This is a genomic window from Halobiforma lacisalsi AJ5 (assembly GCF_000226975.2).
GTDB classification, from domain to species: domain Archaea; phylum Halobacteriota; class Halobacteria; order Halobacteriales; family Natrialbaceae; genus Natronobacterium; species Natronobacterium lacisalsi.
The window spans coordinates 3098495-3124557 of the sequence record NZ_CP019285.1 but is presented as its reverse complement, the minus strand read 5'-3'; the positions used below and the strand labels follow the sequence as shown (position 1 = coordinate 3124557).

The 26063-nt window shown below is 65.3% G+C and carries 26 protein-coding genes; 16 read left to right on the top strand and 10 right to left on the bottom strand.

All coding sequences use genetic code 11. The features are described 5' to 3' along the window. Nucleotides 1-21 precede the first annotated feature (21 nt). The 4 genes from CHINAEXTREME_RS15185 (at nucleotide 22) to CHINAEXTREME_RS15170 (ending at nucleotide 4065) form a co-directional block, all read left to right on the top strand. Nucleotides 22-798, top strand: a complete 777-nt coding sequence (locus tag CHINAEXTREME_RS15185) for a hypothetical protein (RefSeq protein ID WP_238593301.1) — start codon at nucleotides 22-24, stop codon at nucleotides 796-798. Then, the gene (locus CHINAEXTREME_RS15180; RefSeq protein WP_007142629.1) at nucleotides 795-2228 is read left to right on the top strand and encodes a hypothetical protein; all 1434 of its coding nucleotides are present in this window, start codon (nucleotides 795-797) and stop codon (nucleotides 2226-2228) included. Before CHINAEXTREME_RS15185 ends, CHINAEXTREME_RS15180 begins: the two co-directional genes overlap by 4 nt. Nucleotides 2229-2349: 121 nt before the next feature. Continuing rightward, a complete protein-coding gene (gene hisF, locus CHINAEXTREME_RS15175; protein WP_007142628.1) occupies nucleotides 2350-3165 on the top strand; it encodes an imidazole glycerol phosphate synthase subunit HisF in 816 nt (271 codons plus the stop codon). Between the two features lie 78 nt (nucleotides 3166-3243). After that, complete coding sequence (locus CHINAEXTREME_RS15170) at nucleotides 3244-4065, top strand: hypothetical protein (RefSeq protein WP_007142627.1); 822 nt, start codon at nucleotides 3244-3246, stop codon at nucleotides 4063-4065. 204 nt (nucleotides 4066-4269) lie between these two features. Here CHINAEXTREME_RS15170 and CHINAEXTREME_RS15165 read toward each other — a convergent pair whose 3' ends face one another. Then, nucleotides 4270-4554 carry a DNA-directed RNA polymerase subunit L gene (locus CHINAEXTREME_RS15165; protein ID WP_007142626.1) on the bottom strand — a complete coding sequence of 95 codons (285 nt, stop codon included), beginning with the start codon at nucleotides 4552-4554 and terminating at the stop codon, nucleotides 4270-4272. 151 nt (nucleotides 4555-4705) lie between these two features. Here CHINAEXTREME_RS15165 and CHINAEXTREME_RS15160 point away from each other — a divergent pair, with 151 nt between their 5' ends. The 4 genes from CHINAEXTREME_RS15160 (at nucleotide 4706) to CHINAEXTREME_RS15145 (ending at nucleotide 10103) form a co-directional block, all read left to right on the top strand. Then, nucleotides 4706-6520, top strand: coding sequence for a rhomboid family intramembrane serine protease (locus CHINAEXTREME_RS15160; RefSeq protein WP_007142625.1), 1815 nt, complete (start codon nucleotides 4706-4708; stop codon nucleotides 6518-6520). A 226-nt stretch (nucleotides 6521-6746) separates the two neighbouring features. Next, entirely contained in the window at nucleotides 6747-7541 is a 795-nt protein-coding gene (locus CHINAEXTREME_RS15155; protein ID WP_007142624.1) for an ABC transporter ATP-binding protein, read from the top strand. Then, nucleotides 7531-8844 (top strand): ABC transporter permease, encoded by a 1314-nt coding sequence (locus tag CHINAEXTREME_RS15150; protein ID WP_007142623.1) that lies wholly within the window; start codon nucleotides 7531-7533, stop codon nucleotides 8842-8844. Before CHINAEXTREME_RS15155 ends, CHINAEXTREME_RS15150 begins: the two co-directional genes overlap by 11 nt. Then, the gene (locus CHINAEXTREME_RS15145) at nucleotides 8841-10103 is read left to right on the top strand and encodes an ABC transporter permease (RefSeq protein WP_007142622.1); all 1263 of its coding nucleotides are present in this window, start codon (nucleotides 8841-8843) and stop codon (nucleotides 10101-10103) included. The genes CHINAEXTREME_RS15150 and CHINAEXTREME_RS15145 overlap by 4 nt, the downstream gene beginning before the upstream one ends. 17 nt (nucleotides 10104-10120) lie before the next feature. On the opposite strand, the gene CHINAEXTREME_RS15140 is transcribed toward CHINAEXTREME_RS15145, so the two are convergent. From CHINAEXTREME_RS15140 to CHINAEXTREME_RS15115, 6 genes are all read right to left on the bottom strand, one after another. After that, entirely contained in the window at nucleotides 10121-10312 is a 192-nt protein-coding gene (locus tag CHINAEXTREME_RS15140; RefSeq protein WP_338013387.1) for a CbaC protein, read from the bottom strand. Between the two features lie 36 nt (nucleotides 10313-10348). Further along, nucleotides 10349-12097: a b(o/a)3-type cytochrome-c oxidase subunit 1 gene (locus tag CHINAEXTREME_RS15135; RefSeq protein WP_007142621.1), complete on the bottom strand. Its 1749-nt coding sequence runs from the start codon at nucleotides 12095-12097 to the stop codon at nucleotides 10349-10351. Continuing rightward, nucleotides 12090-12890, bottom strand: a complete 801-nt coding sequence (locus tag CHINAEXTREME_RS15130) for a cytochrome c oxidase subunit II (protein WP_007142620.1) — start codon at nucleotides 12888-12890, stop codon at nucleotides 12090-12092. Before CHINAEXTREME_RS15130 ends, CHINAEXTREME_RS15135 begins: the two co-directional genes overlap by 8 nt. Further along, nucleotides 12887-13069, bottom strand: a complete 183-nt coding sequence (locus CHINAEXTREME_RS15125) for a cytochrome oxidase (RefSeq protein ID WP_010546793.1) — start codon at nucleotides 13067-13069, stop codon at nucleotides 12887-12889. The genes CHINAEXTREME_RS15130 and CHINAEXTREME_RS15125 overlap by 4 nt, the downstream gene beginning before the upstream one ends. Before the next feature lie 103 nt (nucleotides 13070-13172). Then, entirely contained in the window at nucleotides 13173-13805 is a 633-nt protein-coding gene (locus tag CHINAEXTREME_RS15120; RefSeq protein ID WP_007142618.1) for an METTL5 family protein, read from the bottom strand. A 10-nt stretch (nucleotides 13806-13815) separates the two neighbouring features. Further along, nucleotides 13816-14217, bottom strand: a complete 402-nt coding sequence (locus tag CHINAEXTREME_RS15115) for a hypothetical protein (RefSeq protein ID WP_007142617.1) — start codon at nucleotides 14215-14217, stop codon at nucleotides 13816-13818. Between the two features lie 166 nt (nucleotides 14218-14383). On the opposite strand from CHINAEXTREME_RS15115, the gene CHINAEXTREME_RS15110 reads away from it, so the two are divergent. Then, nucleotides 14384-14554 carry a zf-TFIIB domain-containing protein gene (locus CHINAEXTREME_RS15110; RefSeq protein ID WP_007142616.1) on the top strand — a complete coding sequence of 57 codons (171 nt, stop codon included), beginning with the start codon at nucleotides 14384-14386 and terminating at the stop codon, nucleotides 14552-14554. Between the two features lie 69 nt (nucleotides 14555-14623). Here CHINAEXTREME_RS15110 and CHINAEXTREME_RS15105 read toward each other — a convergent pair whose 3' ends face one another. Together CHINAEXTREME_RS15105 and CHINAEXTREME_RS15100 are read right to left on the bottom strand one after the other, a co-directional pair. Further along, nucleotides 14624-15649: a disk-shape morphogenesis protein volactin gene (locus CHINAEXTREME_RS15105; protein WP_007142615.1), complete on the bottom strand. Its 1026-nt coding sequence runs from the start codon at nucleotides 15647-15649 to the stop codon at nucleotides 14624-14626. A 97-nt stretch (nucleotides 15650-15746) separates the two neighbouring features. After that, on the bottom strand, nucleotides 15747-16652 hold the full coding sequence (locus CHINAEXTREME_RS15100; protein WP_007142614.1) for a DUF7139 domain-containing protein: 906 nt from the start codon (nucleotides 16650-16652) through the stop codon (nucleotides 15747-15749). Between the two features lie 152 nt (nucleotides 16653-16804). On the opposite strand from CHINAEXTREME_RS15100, the gene dph2 reads away from it, so the two are divergent. The 5 genes from dph2 to CHINAEXTREME_RS15075 all read left to right on the top strand — a co-directional run bounded on the left by dph2 (nucleotide 16805) and on the right by CHINAEXTREME_RS15075 (nucleotide 23049). Further along, nucleotides 16805-17866: a diphthamide biosynthesis enzyme Dph2 gene (dph2, locus tag CHINAEXTREME_RS15095; RefSeq protein WP_007142613.1), complete on the top strand. Its 1062-nt coding sequence runs from the start codon at nucleotides 16805-16807 to the stop codon at nucleotides 17864-17866. 272 nt (nucleotides 17867-18138) lie between these two features. Beyond that, nucleotides 18139-18930: a DUF7344 domain-containing protein gene (locus tag CHINAEXTREME_RS15090; protein WP_007142612.1), complete on the top strand. Its 792-nt coding sequence runs from the start codon at nucleotides 18139-18141 to the stop codon at nucleotides 18928-18930. A 176-nt stretch (nucleotides 18931-19106) separates the two neighbouring features. Further along, nucleotides 19107-19946, top strand: coding sequence for an MBL fold metallo-hydrolase (locus CHINAEXTREME_RS15085; RefSeq protein WP_007142611.1), 840 nt, complete (start codon nucleotides 19107-19109; stop codon nucleotides 19944-19946). A gap of 53 nt (nucleotides 19947-19999) precedes the next feature. Further along, nucleotides 20000-22018, top strand: a complete 2019-nt coding sequence (locus CHINAEXTREME_RS15080) for a midas domain-containing protein (protein WP_007142610.1) — start codon at nucleotides 20000-20002, stop codon at nucleotides 22016-22018. A gap of 77 nt (nucleotides 22019-22095) precedes the next feature. Next, nucleotides 22096-23049 (top strand): hypothetical protein, encoded by a 954-nt coding sequence (locus CHINAEXTREME_RS15075; RefSeq protein ID WP_007142609.1) that lies wholly within the window; start codon nucleotides 22096-22098, stop codon nucleotides 23047-23049. Nucleotides 23050-23428: 379 nt separating this feature from the next. On the opposite strand, the gene CHINAEXTREME_RS15070 is transcribed toward CHINAEXTREME_RS15075, so the two are convergent. Beyond that, nucleotides 23429-24979 (bottom strand): transposase, encoded by a 1551-nt coding sequence (locus CHINAEXTREME_RS15070; protein WP_238593300.1) that lies wholly within the window; start codon nucleotides 24977-24979, stop codon nucleotides 23429-23431. Between the two features lie 249 nt (nucleotides 24980-25228). Here CHINAEXTREME_RS15070 and CHINAEXTREME_RS22295 point away from each other — a divergent pair, with 249 nt between their 5' ends. Both CHINAEXTREME_RS22295 and CHINAEXTREME_RS22290 read left to right on the top strand, forming a co-directional pair. After that, nucleotides 25229-25396 (top strand): hypothetical protein, encoded by a 168-nt coding sequence (locus CHINAEXTREME_RS22295; protein WP_238593299.1) that lies wholly within the window; start codon nucleotides 25229-25231, stop codon nucleotides 25394-25396. A 17-nt stretch (nucleotides 25397-25413) separates the two neighbouring features. Then, nucleotides 25414-26010 (top strand): transcriptional regulator FilR1 domain-containing protein, encoded by a 597-nt coding sequence (locus CHINAEXTREME_RS22290; protein WP_238593298.1) that lies wholly within the window; start codon nucleotides 25414-25416, stop codon nucleotides 26008-26010. The last annotated feature ends 53 nt before the right edge of the window (nucleotides 26011-26063 follow it).

Here is a 26063-nt window from a genome sequence, read left to right as displayed (position 1 = left end):
TCTGGCGACGAGTCGCTACCGATGCCCTCCACGTGCAGATCGACGTCTCCATCTCAGTCCCCATCGCGATCGCGGTCGCGAAGGCGGCTGCTCGCCGCCGTTGGCGGTTGTCTCGCGGCGGCGCTGGCCGGCTGTGCCGGCGACGGAAGCGAATCCACGACTGAATGGTCGGCGAGCGAAAGTCCCCCGGACGGTGGGTTCGACTCCACTCACGAGTACGAGTCGTTGTTCGTCCGCTCCGACGACCCCGACCCGTTCGTCTATCGGTCGGAAGACGAGGCCGAGGACGCCCAGGACGACGAGACCGTCGCTCATCGACTCTCGAGGCTGTTCGTCGTCGACGAATCGGCGGCCGACGACCTCTGGATCGACCCAGCTCTCGCGGAGGAAGACGAGAGTGAGATCCGGAGGTTCCTCGAGGCCACCGACTTCGGGAGCCAGTCGATCGTCGTCCACCAGCGGACGATCGAAGATTGTTACGAGCGGCGACTCCTCGGGATCGAAGCCCGGGACGACGAGTTCCGCGCGCGGTTCTGTCGGACCCTGAAGGGCCCGATGGCGCCCTGCGAAGCCGATAGGGAACTGATGGAGGTGATCCTCATCAGGGTCGACCGGCCGTACGCCGAGCGGCCCTCGAGCAGCGGCAGTTCCGAGCACATGTCGTGTCCCGATTCGACGACCCCTGACGCCGGGGAATCCGACGGGTCCGAAGGCGATCGGGACGGCGGCACCGACACCGACGGGAACGACTCGAGCACCGGGGCGAACGAGTCGACCGACGGAGGTGAGGACGAATGACCGCGAACGACCGCGGCACGTCCGGCCGGTCGTCCCGTCGACGCTTCCTCGCCGGCCTCGCGGGCGTCGGCGGGGTCGCCCTCGCGGGCTGTAGCGCGCTCTCCTGGAACGACGAGACGAGTTCCTCGGTCCGGTTCAGCGCGGGGGACGTCGACGCCGCCCTCGGGGACGTCGATCCCGTCGAGTTCTCGTGGCCAGTCCCCGTCCGGCCCGACTCGACCGCGCTCGAGGGCGCGCTCGAGCGCGTCGATACGCTGCTGGCCGACGTCCCCGACGCACTGGAGCCCGAGGACGTCCCCAACGGCGTCGTGCGGACGGAGATCGTGGAGCAACGCGACGAGGCGACCGCCGGGCGCGACGACGCCGGCGACGCGACCGGCGACGCGCAGTACCACGCCCTGCGGGAGAGCCGTAGCGCCCGACAGGCGGCCCGCCACGCGTTGACGAGTTGGTTCGTAGTCAGGTTCGCGGACGAAGACGACCCGGACCGACGGACGCGCTTGCTCGAGGAACTCCGCGACGAACGAGGGGCGGTTCGGTCCGTCGCGCGGGACCGCCACGATGGGATCGACTATCGGGGGACCGATACCGGAGACGGCCGACTGCGGGCGTCGCTGTACGCTTATCGCCGCGAGTCCGACCTGGCACGTGCCGCTGCGACCCTCGATCGCTGGAGCGTCGCCGCGGGCGACGACGCCCTCGAACTCGGCGAGAGCGCGGGCGAACTCGAGCACGCGACGGCGACGGTGGAGGCCTGGGACCACCTCGACGAACGCTACCGGGCGGGGCTCGAGAGCGAGGGCGACGGCGAGGGTGGTACCGACCTCCAGCCCGTCTTCGAGGACGCGCTCGAGCGGTCGATCGAAGCCGCCGACGCGGCCGATTTTCCCGAACAGGACGAGGAGTGGCTCGAGGGGGTCGGCCTCGGCGACCTCGAGGACTCGTATCTCGAACACACCGTCTGGCGCGCCGGTCAGCCGGTCGACAGCGCCCGCAAGCGGCTGAAGACGGCCACGGACGACGGCGAGTTGGGAACCGCCCTCCACCGCGCACTCGAGTTCGAGGTTGCCCTCCGCGCGTTCGAGTCGGTTCGCGACCGGATCGCCGGCGGCGGGTTCGCGGACCCCTCACTCGAAGACGTGCTGGCGGAGCGGTCGGCGGCCCTGGAGGCGGCAGAGGGGGTCCGCGACCTCGAAGTGGCGGGCGAACCCGTCTCCCCGTCCGAGTCACCGTCGCTTGCCGCCTACGTCCTCGCGGAGACGCTGCGCGGGATCGAGTGGGCCGACGACGGCCTCCGCCGGGCGGCCGAGCGGGATCCGGAGACGAACGTCTCGCTTGGTGACCAGTACCGCGACTACGCGATCGCACGCGGACGACTCGAGGGTTTCCGAGAAGCAGTCGAGACCTTCCGCGGGCGAGTGCTCGAGTAACGGCATCCGCGGGTACCGACGGCCGAAGCGGACGGCGAGCGGGCGCCACGCGACGACGGCTGCAATCGCCCGATCCAGACCCCTTTACTACCCTCGGAACGAACCCTCGCGTAACAGCTACATGACACTGACCAAACGAATCATCCCCTGTATCGACGTCGACCTGGACGAGGACGGGAACCCGGCAGTCTACACGGGCGTTAACTTCGAGGACCTCAAGTACACCGGCGACCCGGTCGAGATGGCCAAGGCCTACAACGAGTCCGGGGCCGACGAGTTCGTCTTCCTCGACATCACCGCCTCCGCGGACGGCCGCGAGACGATGCTCGACGTCGTCCGCGACGTCGCCGACGAGGTGTTCATTCCCCTTACGGTCGGCGGCGGCATCCGCACCACCGACGACATCAAGGAGACTCTGCGGGCCGGCGCGGACAAGGTTTCCATCACTACGGGGGCGCTCGAGCGACCCGAACTGGTCAACGAAGGGGCCTCGGCCTTCGGCAGCCAGTGTATCGTCATCAGCGTCGACGCCCGCCGCCGGTTCGACGAGGAGGGCGAACACTACGTCGAGGTCGACGGCGAGTCCTGCTGGTTCGAGTGCACGAAGAAGGGCGGCCGCGAAGGAACCGGGATAGACGTCCTCGAGTGGGCCGCAGAGGCCGAATCCCGCGGCGCGGGCGAGCTGTTCGTCAACTCGATCGACAAGGACGGCACCAAGGACGGCTACGACCTGCCCCTGACGGAGGCGGTCTGTGACGTCGTCGACACCCCAGTCATCGCCTCCTCGGGCTGTGGCGGTCCCGAGGACATGTACGACGTGTTCACCGAGGCCGGCGCGGACGCGGGACTGGCGGCGTCGATCTTCCACTTCGACGAGTACTCGATCGCGGAGACGAAGGAGTACCTCGACGAGCGAGGCGTGCCGGTTCGGCTGTAAGGCGCTCTCCCGCCTCGTTTCCCGCGTCGAGTTCGTCGTTCCAATACGCTTATCCCTTCGGAGTCGACCGTTTTACTAGTGAAGTGGCGGTGTACCTGGTGCGGCAAACCACACGAGGAAAACGACCCGCCCTGTGACAACTGCGGGCACAACAAGTTCGAGAGGGCGATCGTCCGCGAGGGGGACCCCGACGACCGGCAGTCGACCGAGACCGTCGACACCGGCACGACCTACGTCTGGGAGTGTCCCAACTGCGGACGCGAACACGTCAGGAACAACCCGCCCTGCTCGCGGTGTGGCAACCCCGAACTCGAGAAGACCGAGCAGACCTACGACGACGTCGAACGGGAACTCGACACCCCGGGCTGGTTCGAGGTCGCCAGACCGTACCTCCCGGTGTTCGCCGTCGTCGGCGTCGTCGTCCTGCTGTTTGTGACCGGAATCGTCCCCCCGGAGATACTTCCCGGCATCGGCGCGCCGGAGCCGCCCGAGGCGTCCGGCAACGGGAGCGTCGCGGGCGGTCTGGATCTCGAGGCCACGGAGGGAGAGATTCACGAGCGCCTCGAGGCCGACCGGCAGGGCTCGCGGAGCTACGACGAAAGCCTCGCGGCGTTCGCGGAGTACCAGAACCGCGGGTTCGTGGCGATGGAGTACGACGACGCCCAGCCCGAGCCCGTTTCCCCGGACGAGTTCGGCGTCGAGTGCGCCGTCGATCTAAGCGGTGACCGGATCGCGCTTTCGGGTCCGGACGAGTACGAGAACGAGGGCGAATTGGCCGATACGGTCGCCGAGCAGTTGCTCGCCGCGAGCGACGTGAGCACGGCCGACGGCCCCGCCGCGGAGGGGGTCGACGTCCACGCCGTCGAGGGGACGATTTACGTCACCTACGTCGCCTGTTGAGCGACGAGGGCATTGGGTTTTCCCGCGGTCGACCAACGTCGGGGACCCCGGGACCCCCCTCGCGTTCGTAACAGCGGACGGAACTGAGAGTGCAAGGGAACTCGAGTACTCCATCGGAGACCGTCGAAGCGTCGCTACGAAACGAGGAAAGCCACGGAAGACGACGTCCCTGTACCGACGCAGTCGCGGAGAGAAACGGGACCGTTACGCAGCGGCTTCGAACGCCTCGCGGAACGAGACGGCCTTGTCGCGAACGTCGCCGGCCGCTTCCTCGAGGGCGTCGATGGGGTCGACGTCGTCTTCGGTCTTGATCGTCAGGATCGGTTCCGTCTGACCGCCGGACTGCTCGGGGTTGACGTCGTAGGTGGCCGCGCTCACGTCCTCGTGCTCGAGCAGTGCGCCCTTGAGGACGTTCATGAACGTGTGATCCTCGCCGGCGATTTCGATCGAGAGTTCGTCGTCGGTGCGCTCGGTGACCCGCAGTTCCATGTCAACGAATCCGGCCGTCGGCCGCTTGTACCTTTCGAAGCCGGTTTCCGGCGGGGATCGATTCCGCGCCCTGAACGGCTGTGGGCGATCGCGACCGAACCCGGGAGAGGGGAAGGTAATCACTATACGGCTCCGGTCGAACCAGAGTGACATGCGCTTGCTCGGGACGGTGCTCGCGGCCGCGGTCGCGGTCACCTTCGCGGCGTCGATCGCCGCCGTTCGACGCCTCCAGAACCCCGAACGCCCGTGGCGCGAGATCGCCGGCGATCGGCTCGTCCTGGGCGTCCCCTGGGGCACGCTCGTCGTGACTGCGTTCGTCCTCGCGGTCTACCTGTTCGTCCAGGACGGGATCACGGACTTCTCCGATCCGGTCACGATCCCCTACCGCGCCTGGTCGTATTTCTACCCGCTGGGGATACTCACGGGGTCGTTCGCCCACGCCGGCCCGGGCCACCTCGTGAGCAATCTGGCGGGGACGGTCGTCGTCTCCCCGCTGGCGGAGTACGCCTGGGGTCACTACCCGGACAGTGGCGACGACGGCCGACTCCGATCGAACCCCTGGGTCCGGGCGCTTTTCGTCTTCCCCGCCGTCGTCATCGGAATCGGACTCCTCACGAGTCTGTTCTCGCTGGGCCCCGTAATCGGATTCTCGGGCATCGTCTTCGCGTTCGTCGCCGTCGCGCTCGTCCAGTACCCCATCACGACGCTCGTCGCCGCGATCGGCGTCCAGAGCGTACTCACGACGATCTACCGCGCGCTCCAGTCGCCGATCTACCGCTACGTCGCCGAGCCGAGTCCGCCGTCCGCGCCCTCGTGGGCCGCCGTCGCCATCCAGGGCCACGCCCTCGGGTTCTTCGTCGGCCTCGTGATCGGGATCGCCCTCCTCGAGCGCCGCGACACCCGCCCCGACGCGCTCCGGATCTGGGCGGCAGTCCTGATCTACGCCGTTTCGCGTGGCCTGTACCAGATCTACTGGTTCGGCGAGGGCAACGTCTTCTACCTCTACCGGGGCCCCGGCATCGTCATCGTGGCCGTGCTCGCGCTCGTGATCACGGTCGCGCTTACCGCCTCGGAACGACCCGCCGTGCCGAGAAAGATCGCCCGCCGACTCGCTCGCGCCCGGACCGAACTGTCGGTCGATCGGCCCCTCGAGATCGCGGCGGGGAGCGGCCCCGATCGGGGAGCCGAGGGTGGCAACCCCGACACGGACGGCACGGACCGGTTCGACCGCGTCTACGACATCGCCGGCGGCTACCGCAACAGTCGGGCAACCAGACTGACGTCGCTGCACCGCCGCGGTGTCGCGTTCCTCTGTGTCCTGTTAGTCCTCGCGGCCCTCGCGGGCATGGCGATCCCCGTGAACGTGGTCGCGGTCGACGGGGCGGCCCACTCCCCCGAGTCGGCGATCGAAATCGAGGACTACACGATCGAGTACGCCGAAAACGTCGAGAACGAACTCGTTTCCGACTTCGGTATCGAATACCTAGACGAGAGCCTCGAGGCCAGTGGCGTCATCGTCGCGAGCGAGCGGCGCAACATCTGGATGGAAGCGGTCACCGCGGATCACCTGGCGTACACCGGCGAGGAGACGGTCACCGTCGGCGGCCCGGGCTGGCGTTCGACCGTCCACGTCGAACGCGCGGGCTGGGAGCCGGTCGGGAACGACCCCGTCTATCAGGTCCGGATGGGTGAATCCCCCGACCCCGAGACCGTCGTCTTCGAGTCCGACGACGCGCAGGCCGAGGTACGGATCGACGACAGGTTCGTCACCGTCGCCTCCGAGGACGGCGAGTTCGTCCTCGAGGTGACCGTCGACGGGACCGACGCCGTCGAGACCGTGGCGATCCCCGCGGCCGACGAGTCCACCGCGGCCGCCGGCCTCGAGTTCGAACGGCAAGACGACACGGTCTACGCGATCACCGACGGGACCGTCGTCGCCGTCGCGACCGAGGAGAGCTACGACTGAGCCTCGAGTCAGTGCGCCGAACGGTCGGCTGTACGTGGACGTTTCGTCACCGTTCGTCGTCAGCGCCGGAGTTGTAGCTGCTACAAACGTTCCGCTCGAGTCGGACGACCGTCGGCCGGGTTCGACCGCGCGCGTCCGGGGTGTGGTTAACCGCAACGTGGCCACAGGAAGCCAGCGGGAAACAATGGCCCGGTGGACCGTTCGCTCGAGCAACTGGACCGGACCAATGATCGACCTACACCTCTCACTGCGGCGGACGGCCTCGACGTCGGGGGCGACTCGGGCTGACGATCGCGACGGTTCGAGCGAAGACTCGGCAGCGGCCGTTCGTCTCGAGGCCGTCGGTCACGAGTACGGGACGGACAGCGGCCGACTCCGGTCGGGGCGGGATTCCTCGGTCACGGCCCTCGAGGACGTCTCCCTCGAGATCCGGCCGGGCGAAGTGGTCGGCCTGAAGGGCCCGAGCGGGAGCGGCAAATCGACGATCCTGCACTCCGTGGCGGGGCTACTGGTCCCGACCGAGGGACGAGTCGACGTCCTCGGAACCGACGTCACCGAACTCTCGGCCAGGGAACGCACCCGTTTGCGCCGGCAACACGTCGGGATCGTCTTCCAGCGGTTCCACTTGCTCCCGTCGCTGTCGGCCCGCGCGAACGTCGCCTTGCCGCTCGTCCAGGCCGGCGTCCCGCGGTCGCGACGCCGCCGCCGGGCCGAGTCGCTGCTCGAGGAAGTCGGCCTGGCGGACAGGACCACCCATCTCCCCGGCGAGTTGAGCGGCGGCGAGTGCCAGCGGGTGGCGATCGCCCGGGCGCTCGCGACGGACCCGGACGTCATCGTCGCGGACGAGCCGACGGGCGAACTCGACACGACGACCGGCGCGGAGGTGCTCGACCTGCTGACCGACGCCGGCCGCGACGGCGACCGGGCAGTGCTCGTCGCCTCGCACGACGACGCCACGCTCGAGGTCGCCGACCGGGTGATCCCGCTCCGTGACGGACGGGTGGTGACGGATGAGCGATGACCGCGGCGGACGCGGGTCACGGTGGCTCGGGGTCGTCGGGTTCTCGCTCGATCGCCTGTGGAAGCGAGCGACCCGCACCAGGTCGGGCCGGGTCGCGGCGACGACCGCCGCCGTCGCGATGACGATAGCCCTGCTCGTGATCGTGACGGGGATCGCGCTGGCGCTGGCCGACGGCGGGGTGGCGACCGAGACGGACGCCGACGTCCGGGTCGCGCCCGAAGATACGGGCTCGCTCACCGCCGTCGACGGCGTCGAGGGACCACGACTGGGCGAGGCGAACCAGCGGGCGGAGACGATCGCCGCGGCCGACGGCGTCGACCACGCGACGCCGATGCTGGTCGAGAAGGTCCGCCTCGAGGCGGCAAACGGGAGCGACGCGAACGGCGCGGTGTCGGAACCGCGCACGATCCTCGTCATCGGAGTCGTTCCCGACGAGGAGCCACGGACCGTCGCTGGCCTCTCGACGGGTGCACTCGAGCCGGGTGACCTCCACTACGCCGGCGGTACCTACGCCGGGGCACAGCGCGGCGAGATCGTTCTCTCGGCGACCGCGGCCGACAGGCTGGGCGTGACCGACGGCGATCGACTCGAACCGGCGGGCCTCGATCCGGCCGAGATAGCCGACGCAGACGCTGCCGACGCCGACTCGAGACCGGCACCCACCGTCACCGTGACCGCCGTCGAGGACGCCGGCAGCGACGCCCCCGTCGCGCTCGCGCCGCTCAGCGAGGTACAGACCGTCTCCGGGGCGTCCGACGGCGAACTCGCCGATCGGGTCCTCGTCTGGGGCGACGACGAAACCGCCGCCGCCGTCGCGGGCGAGGCGTACCCCGAGGCGGCGGTCGAGACCGACGCCGGGACCGACCCCTCGAGCCTGTTCGACGACGGGCTCGCGTTCGCGACGAGCGCCCTCGCGCTCGTCGTCGGCGTGACGATCTGTGCCTCGTTCGTCGCGACGACGACGGGGATGACCGTCGATCAGGACCGGCGGACCCTCGCCGTCCTCGAGTCCGTCGGCTTCCCGACCGGCAGTCGCCTCGCGATCGTCGCGCTCTCGACGGTCGTGACGACGCTGTGCGGTGCCCTCCTCGGGGCCGCGCTCGGATTCCTCGGGATCGAGGCCGTCAACGCCGTCGCGGCGTCGACGGTCGCAGGCGCTTCGAGTTCGGGCGCGGTCGCCCAGACACACCCGCTGTTGTTCCCCTACGCCGTCGTCGTCGGGCTGGCCTCCGGACTGATCGCCGTCCCCTATCCGCTTGCGATCGCCCACCGGACGACCGTCCTCGAGGAGGTGGGCCGATGACCCGGGCGCCGCTCGCGCTGGTGCTGTTGCCGCTCGTCCGGACCCGCGCGATACTGGGGATCGCCGTCGCTCAGCTTCGGCGCTCGCCGGGTCGGACCGTCCTCGCGGTCCTCTCGGTGGCCCTCGCGGTGCTCGCCGTGACCCTGCTTGCGAGCCTGGGGGCCGGCGTCGTCGCCACCGGCGAGGAGGGACTGGACAACGCCGATCGGGATATCTGGATCTCGAGCGACCCCGTCGATCCGGACGCGAGCGGGACGGAGAACCCGATCGTCGGCGCTCACGGGACTGCGGCTGAACTCACCCAGCGCGACGACGTCACGTCCGCGTCACCGCTGGCGCTCCAGGACGTCTACGTCGGCACGGACCCCGATCCGTCGGAACTGCAACGCCACCCCGCGATCGGGGTTCAGGAAACCCACGACGGGTTCGACTTCCGGTCCGGCGGCGGTTTCGAAACGCCCGAGTCGGCCTACGAAACGGACCAGCCGCGGTCCGACGATCCAGTGACGGACGAGATCGTGCTCGATCCGCGCGTAGCGGACGAACTCGACGCGGAGGTCGGTGACACCGTCTACGTCGGCACCAGCCGACAGACCGCGCCGGAGTACGAGTTCACCGTCGTCGGGGTTTCGGACTACTACTCCCAGTACCTGGGGTCGGAGACGGTGACGATGCCGCTCGTCGACCTGCAGGCCGTCGCGGGAACGACGGGGACCGATCGCGCGACCTTCCTGACCGCCGACGTGGCCGACGACGCCGACCGGGAGGCCGTCGCCGCGGACCTCGACGAGTCGTACCCGGAGTACGACGTCCGGACCAGCGACGAACAGGTCGAGGCGATGATCGGCGAACGCCCGCTCGTGGTCGCCAGCGGGGCGACGCTCGTCGGCCTCGCGGTCGTCGGCGGCGTCGTCCTGACGGTCAACCTGTTCGCGCTCGTGGCCGCCCAGCAACGCGAGGAGTTGGCCGCGCTTCGGGCAGTCGGCCTCTCCAGGAGACTCCTCGCCGGGACGGTCGCGGCCCAGGGACTGGTGATCGGGCTGCTCGGCGGGCTCGTCGGTATCGCCGCGACGCCGCTGCTCGCGTCCGGGTTGAACCGATTTGCGGCCTCTATCGCGAGCTTCGACGCCCTCGTCCGGACCTCGCCGGACGTCTACGTCCTCGGGATCGCCATCGCCCTCGTCGTCGGCACCGTCGTCGCGCTCATCGCCGGGTGGCGTGCCGGTCGGTACGCGACGATCGATCACCTCGAGGGGTAGCCGACGCGCGACGTGGCTCACTCCGCGCTTTCTGCCGGCTGTACTGCCCAGAGTAACAGCAGTACGATCGCAACGGCCCCGACTGCGACCGTCGCACTGACCGACAGGGAAACGCCGACGAACGCGAGCGCCGTCCGCAACTCGACGAGGACGACGAGACAGAGCGCGACCAAAACGAGTAACTTCGCTGGAGAGGTTCGCAGCCGCATACTGAATACCACACGGCGCGAGCCTTCAACCCGCCGTTAGCGAACGACGGCCGCGACGGCCTCGAGTGCCGTCCGCGCTACCGTCGACGCGGCGTCGATCGCGACCGGGATCGGACCGATGTCGGGGCCGAACAGGCCACCTCTCGAGACGATACTCGCGAGCGGGAAGCTGTAGGCGATGACGACGAGGACGGCCGCGATGGCGACCCACAGTTTCAGGTTGTCGAGGACGGCGGGGGAGTCCTCCGGGCCCGAGAGCGCGGGCGGGATCGACCCGTCGTCGATCGGTTCCGTCCCGCCGTTGAACGCGGTCAGGACCATGAGCGCGAGAAAGAGCATCGCGGAGACGAACAGGAGCGTGCCGCCGACCGCGAGCTGGGCGTTGAGTTCGCCGACCGAGCCGGCAGCCACCTCGTACTCGAAGCCCTCGTACTGCGGTTCGGCCGTCCGGCGGGGCATGCCGACCAGCCCGCCGCGGTACATCGAGTTGGTCATGAAGACGATGCCGACGAACCAGAGCACGACCTGTACCAGCGCGACGCTCCGGCCGACGAGGCGATTGCCGGTGAGCTGGGGAACCAGCCAGTAGGCGCCGGCCATGAACGTCAGCGCGGCCGCGGTGCCGACCTGCGTGTGGATGTGGCCGGGAACCCACAGCGTGTTGTGGACGAGGTAGTTGATGTTCATGCCGGCGTTGACGATGCCGGTGAACCCCCCGAAGGCGAAGATCATTCCTGCGAGCGCCATCCCTGTGAAGGCCGGGTCGCGCCAGGGGAGTGCGGTCAGCCAGTTGAAATAGCCCTCGCCGCCGCGCTGGCGCGCGCCGTGTTCCATGCTCGCGATGATCGTGAACGCGGTCAGCAGGCTCGGCAACAGGAGGAACATCGTGTTCGTCATCGCGATGAACTTGAACCCCTCCGAGATGCCGGGGTCGAGGTACTGGTGATGGATCCCGACCGGCGTCGACAGCAGGACGAACAGGATGAACACGACGCGGGCGAGCGGGTCGCTGAACAGCCGTCCGCCCGCCAGTTTCGGCAGGAGGATGTACCACAGCAGGTACGCCGGCAGCAGCCAGAAGTAGACCACCGGATGCCCGAAGTACCAGAACAGCGTCCGGGTCAACGTCGGGTTCAGCGACCCGGTGAGCTCGAGCGACCACGGCAGAATAAAGGCGAGGATCGCGACGGCGACGCCGATCGAGGAGATGTACCACATAATCATCGTCGTCAACACCATGAACGTCGGCAGCGGGATCCGCTCGCCGGGGTTGTCGCCCTTCCAGGCCAGCCAGCTACGGAACCAGTCGGCCCCCGCGAGCCAGGTACCGACGACGAACACCACCAGCCCGACGTAAAACAGCGGATGGGCCTGCAGCGGCGCGTAGAAGGTAAAGAGCACGTCGGCGCTCACGTCGATCGAGTCGGTGAAGCCGGCGAGGATTGCAAACGCCGTGAGCGACGCGCCGAGTGACATCAGGCCGTACCAGCCCCACGTGAACCGCATGTCGACGGGCGGGCGCTCGAGGCTGTCGGTGACCGCCCACTGGAAGACCCCGACCAGAAAGAAGATGGTAAACGAAATCACGAGGAAGACCCCGTGTGCGGTCAACACGGTGTAGTAGGTCTGTGATTCGATCACGCGAAGGATGTCGGTCCGGTGGAGCGCCTGGATCAGGCCGAAGAACGCGCCGACGCCAAGCGAGAGGAACGACGCCCAGAACGCCGCCCTGATGTGGCGTGCCTGGGTGGGGTAGGCGTCGGCGAAGGTATCGCCGTTAGCCATCGTCGTCCCCCTCGGCGTCGTCTTCGCTCCCTTCGACGACCGACACCGTACCGCTCTCCGTCAGGTCGCCCGCCGACGCCGTCCAGTCGTGATCGCCCTCGCCGAGGTCGGCCGCATCGACCGTCAACGTCACCGACTCGCTGTCGTCCCCCTCGACCGTGACCGACTCCTCGAGCGTCTCGTCGCCGAGTTCCACCGTAACGGTCTCCTCGATCGCCTCGAGTTGGCCGTTGGTCACCGTCGCGGTGATCTCGATCTCCCCGTCCGGTTCGACCTCGTCGGGGGCCTCGACCTCGAGTTCGGTCAGGTCGAACTCCTCGTCCTCGAGGACGGCCAGTTGCCCCTCCATCTCGTGGTGGGCGGCACCACAGTACTCGGTGCAAATGAGACCGTACTCGCCGGGTTCGTCGAACTCGACGGTCACGACCGAGATCTCCCCCGGGATGACCATCGTGTTCGTGTTGGTCCCGACGACGTAGAAACTGTGAATCACGTCCCGGCTCGTGACGTAGAACGTGACCTCGCTGTCGGCGGGGATCTCGATCGGATCCGGCTGGAAGGCGAAGGTCATCGCGACGGCGTAGACCTCGTACTCGTCGTCGCCCACCTGCTCGACTCGCGGGTCGCCGAATCGCTCGTCCTCGTTGATCTCGTCCGGCGCGATCGTCGCCCCGCGATCGTCGACCATCGTGATCCCAAGCCCCACCGCGCCGTACGTGATCGTCGCGATGAACCCGACGATCAACACCATCGACGCGAGCAACCACACCCGTTCGTACTGGTGGATCCTCATGCGACGACCACCGGCGTCGGGACGTTCCCCAGAAACTCCACGAAGTACGTGAACAGCCACAACAGCACCAGCACGGCGAAGTAGAACGCGATGAGCGCGAGCGTTCCGACTGGATCGAACTCGTCGTGTTCGATCCGCTCAACGGAGGCCGGGTCATCCTGTCTGGCAACGTTCGACATGCTACGGATGCCCACCATGGCGGCAATTATAAAGCTCTCATTCGGTTTCCGACCCGTTCGTACGGCTACTCGAGGAATTTGAGCGACCGACTGCAGAGATACCCTATCGCCACTCGATCCGGAAGACCTCCGCCTCGAGGGTCTCCGTCGCCGCGGTGTGGAACTCGAACCGCCGTTCTATCGGGAACGGCGCTCGAAAGGCGTGCGTGACCGTCCCCCCCTCGTCGTCCGCGTACGATTCGACGAACTCCTGGCTCCCCTCGTTGTGGATCGTGTAGGAGACGGCGGCGATCGAGCGGGCGGTCTCGAGGAACTCGCGGTCGGCGTGGCGGTTCCCGTGCTGTGCGCCGAAGGGCGGGTTCGAGACGACGGTGAGTCCGTCGTCCGCGTCGGACTCGGGGGAGCAAAAGGGCGGCCGAGTGACGTCTCCGCGGACCCAGTCGACGTCCGCGCCGACACGGGCGGCGTTCTCCGCGGCGGTCGCGAGGGCGTCCGGGTCGACGTCGATCCCGGCGATCCGATCGGCGCCGGCCAGCGACGCCGCGACCGCCAGCATACCGGTTCCGGTGCCGAGGTCGATCACCAGCCGCTCGAGGTCGCTTTGCAGCCCGGCGAGATGACAGACGTGGGCGGCGACCTCCGGCGGCGTGAGGTACTGTTCGAGGTCGGGATCGGGATCGGAGAAGTCCGCGAGCGACTCGAGTTCGCGGGCGAGCGTGCGCCGGGAGGGTGCCATCGCGCCGACGTTAGGCGTCGAGCGTGATAGGCCCCTCGAGTTCCAGAACGATGCCCTCGCGGTCGGCCCGTTCGGCACAGGCCGCGAGCGCGGGCCGGACCTTCTCCGGGTTCTCGACGTCAGAGACCGAGACCGTGAGCGAGGCGACGCCGAGGAACGCGCCGGCACGGACGTAGCCACGGATGCGGTCGACCTCCTCCTGAGTCGCGAGCGAACAGTCCTCGTCGAAGCAGGCCTCGAGGGAGAGGCCGGTCGGCGCGAGGTCGGATTCGGCCAGGTCGCGCTTGAGATCCCGCAGGTACTCCGGGGCGGTCGACTCGAGGTCGCTCGCCTCGATGGTGACGGGGGTGACGTCGGCCTGGTTACAACAGTCGATCGTCGACGATCGGTCGGGGGACGAGGTCGTGCTCATACCAATTCATACATAGCCCTCATACAAAAACTTTGTTGCATGCACAGTAGTAATTCTTTGGCGGGGATTTCGGAGACGGCGCGGCGATAGAGGTCGGATAACCAACACCTCCCAGTTTCGAGACAACTACGCATAGAGTTAAGGACGCTCCGTCGGACGATCAACTATGGACGAGTGCCCCAGATGTCAGCGCTCGCTCGAGGAACTCTCGCTGGGCGAGGTGTCGACCGTCACCTGCCCGCACTGCGAGTACGCGGACATCCCCGTCGAGCACGAGTCCCGACGGGAAGAGCCCGAATCCTGGCGGGACGCGTTCAACCGCTTCTACGAGGAGTGAGTGTCACGGTCGGCGCTATCCATCGAAAACGGAACGAACGGGAACCGACCGAACGGGAACCGAACGCCGTTACTCGCTCGCGGTCGCCGCTTCCGCGTCTTCCTCTTCGCGATCGACGTCCTCGTCGGATCGTGCGGCAACGAGTCCGCCACGAGCCACGCTGTAGAGCGGTTCGTCGGCGTGAGTCACGTCGCTGATCGAGAACGGAATGTTCGCCTCGTCGAGGTGGTCGCGGAACAGTTCCTCGAAGCCGTCCGGACTCGAGGTGCCGCCGGTGACGACGACGGGGACGTCCAGCCCTTCCTCGACGTCCTCCTCGTCGACTTCCTCGACGATGTTGTCGATGACGTAGTCGAGCAGGTTCTCGTAGTAGATCGACAGCGCACCCTCGACGCCGCCGACGTCGGTGGTGAAGTCCAGTTCGAAGTCGTCTTCCTTGATGGAGGTGACCTTGTCGACGGGCGTTCCGGTCGCGCGGGCGGCCTGTTCGTCGACCCAGTCGCCACCGCGGGCGACGGAGAACTTCATGACCGGGACCGCGTAGTAGGACAGGCAGACGTTTGTCATGCCGGCACCGAACGAGATCCCGAGGCCGGTGAAGTTGTTGTCCGCGAGTTCGGAGTAGATGACCGACATCCCCTCGTTGATGGGTTCGGCGTCGTACCCCATGTCGTCGAGGAAGGATTCGATCGTCTTCTGGTGGTACAGCGTCGAGAGATCCGAGTCGATCGGATCGGCGGGCGTCGAGAAGTACAGTTTCTCGTCGGGATAGGCGGGTTCGCCGACGACCTGTTCGATGATGAGTTTCATCATCGGGATCGCGCTCTGTTCGTCGTTCGAGAGGATCCCGTGTTTCATCGGCCGGCGGGTCTCCTTGTTGAAGATGTTCGCGAAGTTCAGGGCGTCGTCCCCGACGACGTAGACCTTGTCGTCCTTCCGAATGTGGAGGACTTCGCTCCGCGAGAGCATCTGCTCGGCCATGTCCGAGTACTCGATCTCTACGAAGGAATTACGCTGTTGCACGAACACCGTGTCGTTCCCATCCTGCTGTGCGGACAGGATGTTCATCGTTCCGACGTCTAGGCCTTTGGCCATAGTTGAGCAAGGCGGTTGACGGATTATAAATCTATGTGCTTTAATTTCAATTTAGGAAAGTAGGTAAATATATAACGTTACTCGAGTTAATAGATCGTTATTTCCGGCCGAGAAGGGCGCGGAACCGATCTACGACCGCCTCGAGAACGCGTGCGGGCCCGCTCTCGTCTTTCGTCGCGAGTTCCTCGGCGCGTTGCTGCTCGCGGAGTTCCTTCAGTTTCTGGGTCTGATCGTCGACGGTCGAACTCGAGGTGGTCGTCTCCGTCTCGCCGCCTTTCAGCCCCTTGAGTCCGGCGACCTGGGCGTCGACGCCGGACGATCGTTTCGTCTTCGTGCCGGCGTCGGTGTTGACCTCGACGTCGTCGAACTCGTCGCTCGAGAAGCTCAGGCGCGTGTGTTCGGTTTTCTCGACGCCGCCCCAGGAGAGTTCGACGCCCTCCATCGCCTCGTCGATGTCCTCCTGAATCTCCTCGTCGGTGTAGGATTCGCCGTCCTCGTCGGCATCGCCGGCCTCGAGGTGGTCGGCCGACTGGGCCATGTCGAGGTAGTGGGCGATCAACGCCGCGCCGGTCGAGGCCGCGACGCCGGCCAGTCCGACGGCGTAGGTCGCGACGACTTCGACGGAGTAGTCGGCCCCGTACAGCCAATCGTCCGGGTAGGCGAGCAGGAACCCGACGACCGCGGCGACCGTGATCGCCACGCCGGCGACCGAGGTGTAGAGGGTGCGCCGCTCCGAGGGCAACAGGACGACGACGCCCAGCAGCGTCGCCGGCACCGACAACATCGCGATGGCGTAGGCCGGCTGGACCCACGCGAAGTACGTCGCCGTCCGGGCCTCGAGCGTGGTGCTCCACAGGAAGAGCAACAGGGCCACGACGGCAAGGCCGATTCCGCCGAGGAACAGTCCGAAGCCGACGTAGACGTCGGTCCGGCCCTCCGGTTCGCCGATGTAGCGGCGATAGAGGTCGAAGAGATATCCATCCGCGGGCGCTTCCGCTGACATTAACCCCTGGTTTAGACTCCAGTACTATGACTGTTGGGTCGACACCGCTCTCAGGTCACACCAGGAAGGATCGTTCGCCACCGGTCGAACCGCCCCCACGAGGAGAACCGAAAAGCGCGGCCGTTATACGTCCGTGGCCGTTAACGCGGCCAATGAGTCAGGAGTCGGAGCCGGGATCGGAGTACACCGAAGGCGACCTTCGGAACACCGGAATGCGTCTCAAGCACGATCGCGAGTGGGACTACGAACTCGAGCGGATCATCGAGGCGATCGAGGAGCGCGACGCCGAAACGGTCGGCCTGCAGTTCCCCGAGGGCCTGAAACGCCGCGGCCCGAAGGTGGCCGACGACCTCCGGGCGCTCGCCGACGACGACGTCACGTTCATGCTGTCGGGCCAGCCCTGCTACGGGGCCTGCGACCTCGACACCTATCTGATGAAACGCACCGACGTGTTCGTCCACTTCGGCCACTCGCCGATGAAGAACACGGACAAGGTGATCTACGTCCCGCTGTTCTCGAACGTCGAGGTGACGCCGATCATGGAGGAGGCACTCGACACCCTCGAGGACCCCGAGGAAACCGAGGGCGTCGGCCTCGTCACCACGGCCCAGCACATGAACCGCTACGAGGAGATGTCCGAGTTCCTCGAGGAACGCGGCTACGAAGTTCACAGCCGCCGCGGCGACGAGCGACTGACCCACGAGGGGCAGGTCCTGGGGTGCAATTACGCGAGCGCGGACGTACCTGCGGACCAGGTCCTGTACGTCGGCGGCGGGAAGTTCCACCCGCTCGGGCTGGCGATGGAACACCCCGACAAGCACGTCGTCATCGCCGACCCCGTCAACAACGTCGTCACCGTCGCCGACACGGAGAAGTTCATGAAACAGCGCTACGCCTCGGTCCACAAGGCGATGGACGCCGAGAAGTGGGGCGTCATCTTCTGTACCAAAATCGGTCAGGGTCGCTGGGACCAGGCCCAGGAGATCCTCGAGGACAACGACGACGCCTACCTCATCACGATGGACGAGGTCACGCCCGACCGCCTGCGGAACTTCGACATGGACGCGTTCGTCAACACCGGCTGTCCGCGGATCACGACCGACGACGGCCCACAGTTCCACAAGCCGATGCTGACCCCGGGCGAGTACGAGATCGCCGTTGGCAACAAGCCGCTCGAGGACCTGTCTTTCGACACGTTCCACGGAACCTGGTAGGCTGATCGTCGAGGACCCGGTTCGTCAGCAACGGTCCGAGTTCTCGAGTTGCGCTGGCGGCCTCTCGATCCGAGCGGTCCGGCGAAGGCGGGACTGCCTCGTCGCCGGAACGTTCTCCTAAACGAATGTTTACTACGTATCAACCCGCCACGGTACATCAAGGATCTCTTCTATTAATATTCGAGAAATTCGGCAGTACAGTCCTAATTACCCGCGGATTCCAAATTGATTTGGAGCAGTTCTTATGCAGAAACGGCCCCGACGAGTAGTCGATGAGTAACCCATCGTCCGACGACCGATCGACTCACGCCGGGGACGACCTCTTCGGAGCACTCGCCGACGGGACGCGCCGCCGACTGCTCCGAACCGTCTACGACCGATCGCCGGAAGGCATCGGGAAAAAGGAGCTTGCCACCGAACTCGCCGCGGTAACGAACGACAAACCCGTCGCGGCAGTCGACGAAACCGAACGCCAACGCGCCCACATCGACTGCCAGCACCGCTCGCTCCCGGCGCTGATCGACGTGGGCCTCGTCGAGGAGACCGACGACGGGACGGTCGTCGCGACTGACCATCCCGTTTACGACGACCCGAACCTCGAGCCCATCCTCGCGGGGCGGACCGACGCCTCGAGCGCCGAACTCGACGCGCTGTTCGCGGCGCTTTCCGACGATCGACGGCGATCGATCCTCTCCGCGCTGGGCGGTCGCCGGCGCCGGCTCTCGACGGCCGAACTCGCGCGGGCCGTCGCTGCCCTCGAGGAGGGAACGATCGAACGCGACGTCGACTGCGAACGCGTCGAGCGGGTCCGGACGTCGCTGGTTCACGTCCATTTGCCGGCGCTGAGCGAGGCTGGCCTCGTCGCGTACGACCCCGACGCCGACCGTGTGTTCGCAGAGAACGACCGGTTCGTCTCCGCGGCCTGGCTCGTCGACGAGTCGGGCGGTCGAACTCACACCGGCTCGGAGACGGCGGGGGCGTGCGCCGAAGTCGGTGCAGAGACCGGGGTCGAAGTTCGATCGCTCGAGGGCAGCGAAGCGCTCATCTCCCTTCGCCAATCGTGAACGCGATTGATCCACTGTTCTCTCCGTTCGGCGGGCGAGGACTGCACGAGGACGAAACGAACGACACCTCGGACGACCGCCGGTCACGGGGCCGCAATCGAGACTGCTGACGATCCGCTCTTCGGACGTGAACACAGACGGTAACACTTACCCGCACGGTGGTCACACCCCCGAGTATGGAAAGCGACTGGGACGACTGGCTCCTTCGTGACGTCGAAGCGGCGACGCCCGACGGCGTCGCAGTCTGGTATCTGGGCTGTAACGGGTTCGTTCTCAAAGGAACCGACGGGACGACGCTCTTTATCGATCCGTATCTCGGACTGGGCGACCCGCCGCGGACGGTCCGGATGATCCCGGTCCCGTTCGATCCCGAGGACGTCGCCGAGGCCGACGCCGTTCTCGCGACCCACGAGCACACCGACCACGTCCACGGGCCGAGCCAGGCCCCGATCCTCGAGCGCACGGGCGCGACGTTCTACGCCCCCGACGACAGCCTGTCCGTCGCGCGCGAGGACGAAAACTGGACCGGGGAGTGGAACGTCACCGAGAACCAGCTCACCGAAGTGAACGAGGGAGAAACCGTCGAGATCGGCGAGTTCACCGTCCACGTCGAGGAGGCCCACGACGCCGACGCGACCCACCCGGTGAGCTACGTGATCGAACACGACGCCGGCACCTTCTTCCACGGCGGAGACACGAAACCCGGCGAGGCGTTCGACCGGATCGGACGGGAGTACGACATCGATCTCGGCGCGCTCGCGTTCGGTACCGTCGGGCGGATTCCGGACAAGGAGACCCGCGAACCGAAGCGCACGCGCTGGTACAACGATGAGAACCAGATCGTCGAGACGGCCGCGGCGCTCGAACTCGAGCGGCTCCTCCCGACCCACTGGGACATGTGGAAGGGGCTGACCGCAGACCCGAAAGTCCTTCATCACCACACGGCGAGCTTCGAGTTCCCGCGGCGACTCGAGATCGTCGAGATCGGCGATCGGGTCGACCTCGCCGACGCCTAGGGCTCCCTGACTCCCCCCATCATTTATATTAATGGTATGGTAACGTTGGCTCCATGAGCAGCACCGCCGACGCGGACGACGTAATCGAAGTCAGCGCCGACGGGTTGACCGTCTCGAAGACGTTCGAGGCGGACGAGTTCCCCGTTCCGGCGATTCGATTCGAGATCGAGTCCGAACGCGACGAACAGGTCGAGTTCCGGCTCTCCGAGGACATCCCGTCCTCGTTCCCGATGGACAAGATCGGGTTCCACCCCGACTATCACAGCGACGACTGGACGGCGTTCCAGGACAACCACGTCGAGTTCACCGGGACGCTCGAACCCGACGAGCGGATCGTCACGGTCTACGGGATCCGGCTGGACGAGGACAGCGCCGTCGAAGAGTTCCTGACCGAGCCGACGATCGTCGAGGTCAGCGCCGACGAGGACCGATCGACCGGTGACGAGGTCGACGACGCGGTGATCGACAGCATCGTCTCCGACGACAGCGACCGGGCGGTCAAGGAGATGATCTCCGGGGAGTCGTCGGCGGTGCCCGGACTCGAGAACAGTACTGGAGGAGCCGAGCCGACGACGAGCGAGGAGGACGCGGACGAAACGGGGGCTGTCGACGAGGAGCCGGACGACCTCGAGGAACCCCCCGAAGACGGGGCCGAAACGGCCGACGACGGGAGTGCGAAAGCGGAATCCGAGGACGGCCTCGAGGAGCCCACCGAGGGCGAGGGGACGGACGTGGCTTCGGCTGACGACGAGGTCGGGACGGACGACGCTGGCGGCCTCGACCTGGATCTCGACGACGTGGACGCCGAGCCGGTCGACCCCGACCCGGCCCAGGAGACCGACGACGAGGATGCCCCTGACATCGACCTCGGCTTCGAGGAAGAGGAGATTCCGGAACCGGAGGCACCCGTCTCCGAGGCGGACGACGACGAGATCGACATCGACCTCGAGAGCGGTGCCGCGGTGCTCGACGAGGACGACGGGGAAGCCGTCGGTATCGACGCGGACGGCGACACGGACTCGGACATCGACGCAGACCCGATCGAACACGAGTCGGACGAAACGACCGAGCCGGAACTCGAGAGCGACCTCGAGTCGGAACCGACGCCGGACGCGGCGGACGAACTCGAGGACGTAGAGGACCGGGCAGAGGCCGACGAGTCGGAGCCGTCCGTTGCCGAACCGGTCGACACCTCGGACGAGGACGAAACTGGGGACGAGCACGAGGACGGGACCGTTTCGGAGGCCGGAACGGAGCAGACGTCCGAACCCGAATCGGAGCCAGAGCCGGAGCCGGAGCCGGAACCCGAACCAGCGGCGGAACCGAACGAACCACCGGTGGCCGAGACCGGAGCCGAAACGGCGCCCGCGACCACACCCGTCAGCGGGGACGACACCACCCTCGCAGCCCGACTCGCCGACGAAATCCGCAGCGGTGACGTCGACGACGACGATCTCGAGACGCTCGGTTCGGAACTCGACCTCGAGGACGACGGCGAGCCGACCACGGCGGCGCTCGCGAAGGTCGATCACCTCCAGTCCCGGGTCGAGGAGGTCGCCGCCTACACCGAGGCACTCGAGGAGTTCCTCGGCGAGCACGGTACCGGCGAACAGCTCATCGAGGAGTTCCGGGAGGAACTCGCCGATCTCAAGGACGACTTCGAGGCCGTCGACGACCGGCTCGACCGAACCGAGGGGCGGGTCGACGCGGCCGAAACCGAGATCGAAACCCTCACCGACTGGACGACCGACATCGAGGACGACCTCTCCGCCACGACCGACGACGTCGACGCGCTCGCGGACCGGACGGATACGGTCGAAGCCGATCTCGAGACGGTGACGACCGAGGTCGACGAACTTACCGACAGGACCGTATCGGTCGAGGACCACGTCGAGGAGGTCGACGACTCCGTCGAGCACCTCGGCGACGACCTCGACGACCTCGAGGAGGAGGTCGAAGACGTCGAAGACGACGTCGAGGACCTCGAAGACGACCTCGAAGGGGTCCGCGAGGACGTGACCGACCTCCACGAGTGGCGCGACCAGCTCGGCTCGATGTTCTCCGACGACTGAACGCGTCCGGGCCGACGCGAACGTCTCCGGAAACACAACCTGTTTATCCGTCGCCGGCTGAAACCCGCTCGATACTGATGGGTGAGACGATTCCGATCGCTGTCCCCCGCAAGGGGCGACCCCTCGAGGCGGTGCTCGACCGCCTCGCACGCCGGCTCGACGTTCCGGATCTCGCGGACGACGTGACGTCGACGTTGCGACACGAGAAGGCGCTCACGAAGGGCACGCTAGACCCCGACCATCCGGAGCGCAGCGTCTACCATCGTCTCGCCGACTACAGCGACGTTGACGATCCGACCGAACCCGAGTACACGCTCCTCCGGGACGATCGCGCGGGCAAACCCCGTCGGATCGTCTTCGACAGCGTCACGATCCCGCTCGAGGAGGCCGGTCCGGACGCCGGGCTCGACGGCCGCGTTCCCGACGACACCGTAGTCCAGCTCGTGGGACGCGAGGAACCGTTCCGCGCGCTCCGCACCCACGAGTTCGCGCTCGGGTTCGACAGCGCCGACCTCGTTCTCGAGGAGGTCGTCGAACTGCGTCCCGATCCCGTCGGTCGGATCGAGGACGTGAACGCCCGAATCGACCCCGCGGAGAGCGACGTCCGCGTCGTGACCGGGCTCGGGGACACCGTCTACCACACCTTGATGGCGACGCCCGACGTCGCACCCTCTTCCGGCGCTCTCGACCGCGAGTTCCTCGAGTCCTACGAAGGCCCGCTATGTATCGAACCCCGGTACGAACGGCTGGTTCGCGCGGTGCTCGGAACGCGCGCGCTCGAGGGAGTCGAGTTCCGTTACCCCGAGGAAGGCCAGGAAGAAGAGGCCGCCATCGCCGAGACGGGCCTCGGTGTGTATCTTACCGTCACCGGATCGACGGCCCGCGAACACGGCCTGTTGCTGGGAGAGCAACTGTTCCCCAGCGAGACGGTATTGCTCGAGAGTCCGCCCGAAGTTTCGAGGGCGACCGCCGCCGTTCGCTCGCTACTGAACGGCCCGGACCTCGAGACGGAGCTGGCGGTTCAGGAGTGAGTCCGAGGTCCCGGGAGTAGCCGATCGACAGCCCCGATTACGTCTCCCCGTCGTTTTCCCGCTCGAGCCGTGTTACGACCCCGAGATTTGCCTTCGATTCGATCGCCCAAACTGAGGTCAGCTAATCGAGAAACGGGTTCCTCCAAGCACAGCTAACAGTGAACAAAAGTTCTATCGGGGCCAATCCGGGTGAAAACATGGCCTCTCAGAAAACTAGAATCAGCTATCTAGTCGAATCTGATAAGAAAACGGCGAAAACTGAATCACAGAATAGTGTCGCCACTATCGGATTTCGAACCCGAAACGGCGGCCAGTTCAGTCGACTGGCCGCATGAAGTTCGCTACGGCGGCCACGAACACCTCGAACTTGATGAGCGGCTCACCAGCGAACTCCATCCCGAGACAACTGGTTGTGGACTTCTGAACACCGCCCGTAGGCGGCGTCCATGTACACCGTATCCACTACCACGAGGTCCTGCGCTCGCTCGACGAACTGACTGACGTGGTTGGCTAGCTCCTCTCCACTCCGACTGTCGATCGGCTCCACCCCGTAGATCATCGGACAGGTATGCTCAGCGAATGCCGCAGCGGCGAACTGGAAGCCGTATTCGATATCCTCGTCTTGCTTTTTCGTGCCGTTCACCCACTGCACACAGTCCCGTACGCGCTTGGCAGCAGCCCGTTTATCTGGGTCGTCGAAGTTCGCGTGCTTGATGTCCGCTGGGTCCTCGCCGACGATCGGCTCGAGGTCCCACTCTTCGATCGCCTCTTTCACTTCCGACCGCTCGCGAGCGCCCCAGTCATCGTTGTCGGGATCGGCGATCGTTTCGAAGCTGAACGTCTTCCCGATACCGGTGTACTCGACGGTCGTCACGTCGATTGCAATGTCGACGGGCCGGTCGTAGAGGCCGATATCCTGTGCCCCGCCGACCATACTTTCGATTGCGGCGTCGAACATCTCGAGCATCTCCTCGAGACGTAGCCCCTTCATGTGGTCGAAGAAGGTCTTGCCGTGGGGCAGTTCGCCGTCCTCGGGGCAAGCGTAGATATCGAAGACGTCGCCGCCACCGTAGACACTCGAGTTCGTCAGCCCGCAGTGGGCGATCACCTCGAGAAAGAGGTTTTTGCGGATCTCCTTGCTCTTCCCGCGTTGGAAGCTAATATTCGGACAGACGTGGCGCATCAACTCGTTCACGAGCCGGCGGATCTGCTCTTTCGTGAGACCATCTGGGTCGAGTTTTTCCTCCGACTCGCCGGGATTCACGTCATCGTTCTCGCTCCACAGCTCATGCATCTCGACGAGGTGGGTGTGTCGATGCCAGTAGGCTTCGACCTCGTCGGCGACGTCCGTGATGAACTTCTCCGCTCGAGCGAGGAATCGACGATTCGCACACCGGGTGATCGTCGTCTGATGAGGCGTCTCTGGCGTGTGATACACCTTGAGGGCAGGATACTCGTTTTCGTCACCGAAGTCCGGTTCGAAGCCCAGTGTGAACGCGATCGTGGGGTTGCGCTCGAGGAAGTCCGCGAGATCCTGGTGATAACGGATTCCTCGGAGTTCGGCGTAGATGAACGACCGGCGCATTACCTCGAACTCGTAGATTTCTGGGTGGTCATCCCAGTAGGGATCGTTGAATTTCTCGAGTGGAATATTCGCGTTCGTCACGGCATTGGCCACGTCGATCTCATCGTTGAGATCGTCGATAATTTCGTGGGCGGTGATGAGAGCAGCTCGATGGGTAGAGTGTTTTGGATCAACTGGATCAGCAGAGTAGAAACTATTATACGGGTTTTCTCCAGGCTCTCGGGAAATGTTATCTAGGTCAATCGAGCCGAGAAGATTACGATTCCGTTCCTCCCACGAATCAGCATCACCAGAGACGGATTCAGTAGACAGAGAGGTGTTTTGTTCCGGGAACCTGTTTGTCATTACCCCATACTTTCCTGAGTTCGAATAAAAAGTATACGCTACCGGAGTGAAAGTATAACTCATTACTATCGATTGGGTATTCGACAACACGTGGTTTCTTTTCCGTCGCTTCACCTGTTGATTATGCACACAGAGTGCGAATGTCGTACGTTATCTGGCTTGACTATGCCATATTGAATACCACTGTGTTAGTTATCTCTTATCGTTATCTCCAGTAGCTATAAGTGAATTTTCACAATACATAGAATTATGGATACGGAGAAAGCGCACGCCGCCTACATGGTCCTCCACAAACGGTCGTCGATATTCAAACGACTCATCGATGGCCCGGCTTATCAAAACCAACTGGTCGACGAGGTAGACGCCTCACAGTCGACGGTTTACCGTGGCTCAAACAACTCGAAGATCACGATCTAGTCAAAAAACAGGATGGTATGTATGCACCGACAACGTTTGGCGAAATCATCTATACACAGTATAAGCGAACCAATGAAATCGTCCGGACATTTGCAGAATCGAAGCGATTACTCAAAACAAGACAGGAGATTGGAACGGTTCTTGATCCGTCCGTCGCTCGTGATGCAACGACACTTGTAATCGGGGAGACAAGACCAGATCGTGTGTACGAATATCTTGAAGAACAAGTCTCTGAGGCGACCAAGATTAGTGGTGTCGTGCCGACTATTTTCTCGCCTATGGTTGAGACGTATTTGACTCAGACGAGAGTGAACCGACTGGATGCTGAGTTTGTCTTCGGAAGAGAGGCGACTGAACACATACAAACGAAACTCAGTGACAAATTCAAAACCCTCATCAACACCGGGAATTTCGACGCCTATTCGTACTCTGGTAAAATCCCAATGGGGGTCGTCGTGATCACAGAACCTGTCGAACATGTTCTTGTCGTTATTCACGACGATATTGGTGTTGTTCGTGGCGTCATTGATTCTGAGGATAGGGCCGCAGTTACGTGGGCGAGAGACTGGTATTCAAAACATGAAGCCGAGGGTACGCTGCTAACACTCTCTTGAATATCTCCTGAAGTGAGATTTCTTGGTGTGGGAATATATTCATATAATGAATA

What these genes read in the sequence shown, in the direction of transcription:
- CHINAEXTREME_RS15185 (WP_238593301.1), top strand. Translation starts at nt 22, where the DNA reads ATGCCCTCCACGTGCAGATCGACGTCTCCATCTCAGTCCCCATCGCGA.
- CHINAEXTREME_RS15180 (WP_007142629.1), top strand. Translation starts at nt 795, where the DNA reads ATGACCGCGAACGACCGCGGCACGTCCGGCCGGTCGTCCCGTCGACGC.
- hisF (WP_007142628.1), top strand. Translation starts at nt 2,350, where the DNA reads ATGACACTGACCAAACGAATCATCCCCTGTATCGACGTCGACCTGGAC.
- CHINAEXTREME_RS15165 (WP_007142626.1), bottom strand. Translation starts at nt 4,554, where the DNA reads ATGGAACTGCGGGTCACCGAGCGCACCGACGACGAACTCTCGATCGAA.
- CHINAEXTREME_RS15160 (WP_007142625.1), top strand. Translation starts at nt 4,706, where the DNA reads ATGCGCTTGCTCGGGACGGTGCTCGCGGCCGCGGTCGCGGTCACCTTC.
- CHINAEXTREME_RS15155 (WP_007142624.1), top strand. Translation starts at nt 6,747, where the DNA reads ATGATCGACCTACACCTCTCACTGCGGCGGACGGCCTCGACGTCGGGG.
- CHINAEXTREME_RS15150 (WP_007142623.1), top strand. Translation starts at nt 7,531, where the DNA reads ATGAGCGATGACCGCGGCGGACGCGGGTCACGGTGGCTCGGGGTCGTC.
- CHINAEXTREME_RS15145 (WP_007142622.1), top strand. Translation starts at nt 8,841, where the DNA reads ATGACCCGGGCGCCGCTCGCGCTGGTGCTGTTGCCGCTCGTCCGGACC.
- CHINAEXTREME_RS15140 (WP_338013387.1), bottom strand. Translation starts at nt 10,312, where the DNA reads ATGCGGCTGCGAACCTCTCCAGCGAAGTTACTCGTTTTGGTCGCGCTC.
- CHINAEXTREME_RS15135 (WP_007142621.1), bottom strand. Translation starts at nt 12,097, where the DNA reads ATGGCTAACGGCGATACCTTCGCCGACGCCTACCCCACCCAGGCACGC.
- CHINAEXTREME_RS15130 (WP_007142620.1), bottom strand. Translation starts at nt 12,890, where the DNA reads ATGAGGATCCACCAGTACGAACGGGTGTGGTTGCTCGCGTCGATGGTG.
- CHINAEXTREME_RS15125 (WP_010546793.1), bottom strand. Translation starts at nt 13,069, where the DNA reads ATGTCGAACGTTGCCAGACAGGATGACCCGGCCTCCGTTGAGCGGATC.
- CHINAEXTREME_RS15120 (WP_007142618.1), bottom strand. Translation starts at nt 13,805, where the DNA reads ATGGCACCCTCCCGGCGCACGCTCGCCCGCGAACTCGAGTCGCTCGCG.
- CHINAEXTREME_RS15115 (WP_007142617.1), bottom strand. Translation starts at nt 14,217, where the DNA reads ATGAGCACGACCTCGTCCCCCGACCGATCGTCGACGATCGACTGTTGT.
- CHINAEXTREME_RS15110 (WP_007142616.1), top strand. Translation starts at nt 14,384, where the DNA reads ATGGACGAGTGCCCCAGATGTCAGCGCTCGCTCGAGGAACTCTCGCTG.
- CHINAEXTREME_RS15105 (WP_007142615.1), bottom strand. Translation starts at nt 15,649, where the DNA reads ATGGCCAAAGGCCTAGACGTCGGAACGATGAACATCCTGTCCGCACAG.
- CHINAEXTREME_RS15100 (WP_007142614.1), bottom strand. Translation starts at nt 16,652, where the DNA reads ATGTCAGCGGAAGCGCCCGCGGATGGATATCTCTTCGACCTCTATCGC.
- dph2 (WP_007142613.1), top strand. Translation starts at nt 16,805, where the DNA reads ATGAGTCAGGAGTCGGAGCCGGGATCGGAGTACACCGAAGGCGACCTT.
- CHINAEXTREME_RS15090 (WP_007142612.1), top strand. Translation starts at nt 18,139, where the DNA reads ATGAGTAACCCATCGTCCGACGACCGATCGACTCACGCCGGGGACGAC.
- CHINAEXTREME_RS15085 (WP_007142611.1), top strand. Translation starts at nt 19,107, where the DNA reads ATGGAAAGCGACTGGGACGACTGGCTCCTTCGTGACGTCGAAGCGGCG.
- CHINAEXTREME_RS15080 (WP_007142610.1), top strand. Translation starts at nt 20,000, where the DNA reads ATGAGCAGCACCGCCGACGCGGACGACGTAATCGAAGTCAGCGCCGAC.
- CHINAEXTREME_RS15075 (WP_007142609.1), top strand. Translation starts at nt 22,096, where the DNA reads ATGGGTGAGACGATTCCGATCGCTGTCCCCCGCAAGGGGCGACCCCTC.
- CHINAEXTREME_RS15070 (WP_238593300.1), bottom strand. Translation starts at nt 24,979, where the DNA reads ATGACAAACAGGTTCCCGGAACAAAACACCTCTCTGTCTACTGAATCC.
- CHINAEXTREME_RS22295 (WP_238593299.1), top strand. Translation starts at nt 25,229, where the DNA reads ATGGATACGGAGAAAGCGCACGCCGCCTACATGGTCCTCCACAAACGG.
- CHINAEXTREME_RS22290 (WP_238593298.1), top strand. Translation starts at nt 25,414, where the DNA reads ATGTATGCACCGACAACGTTTGGCGAAATCATCTATACACAGTATAAG.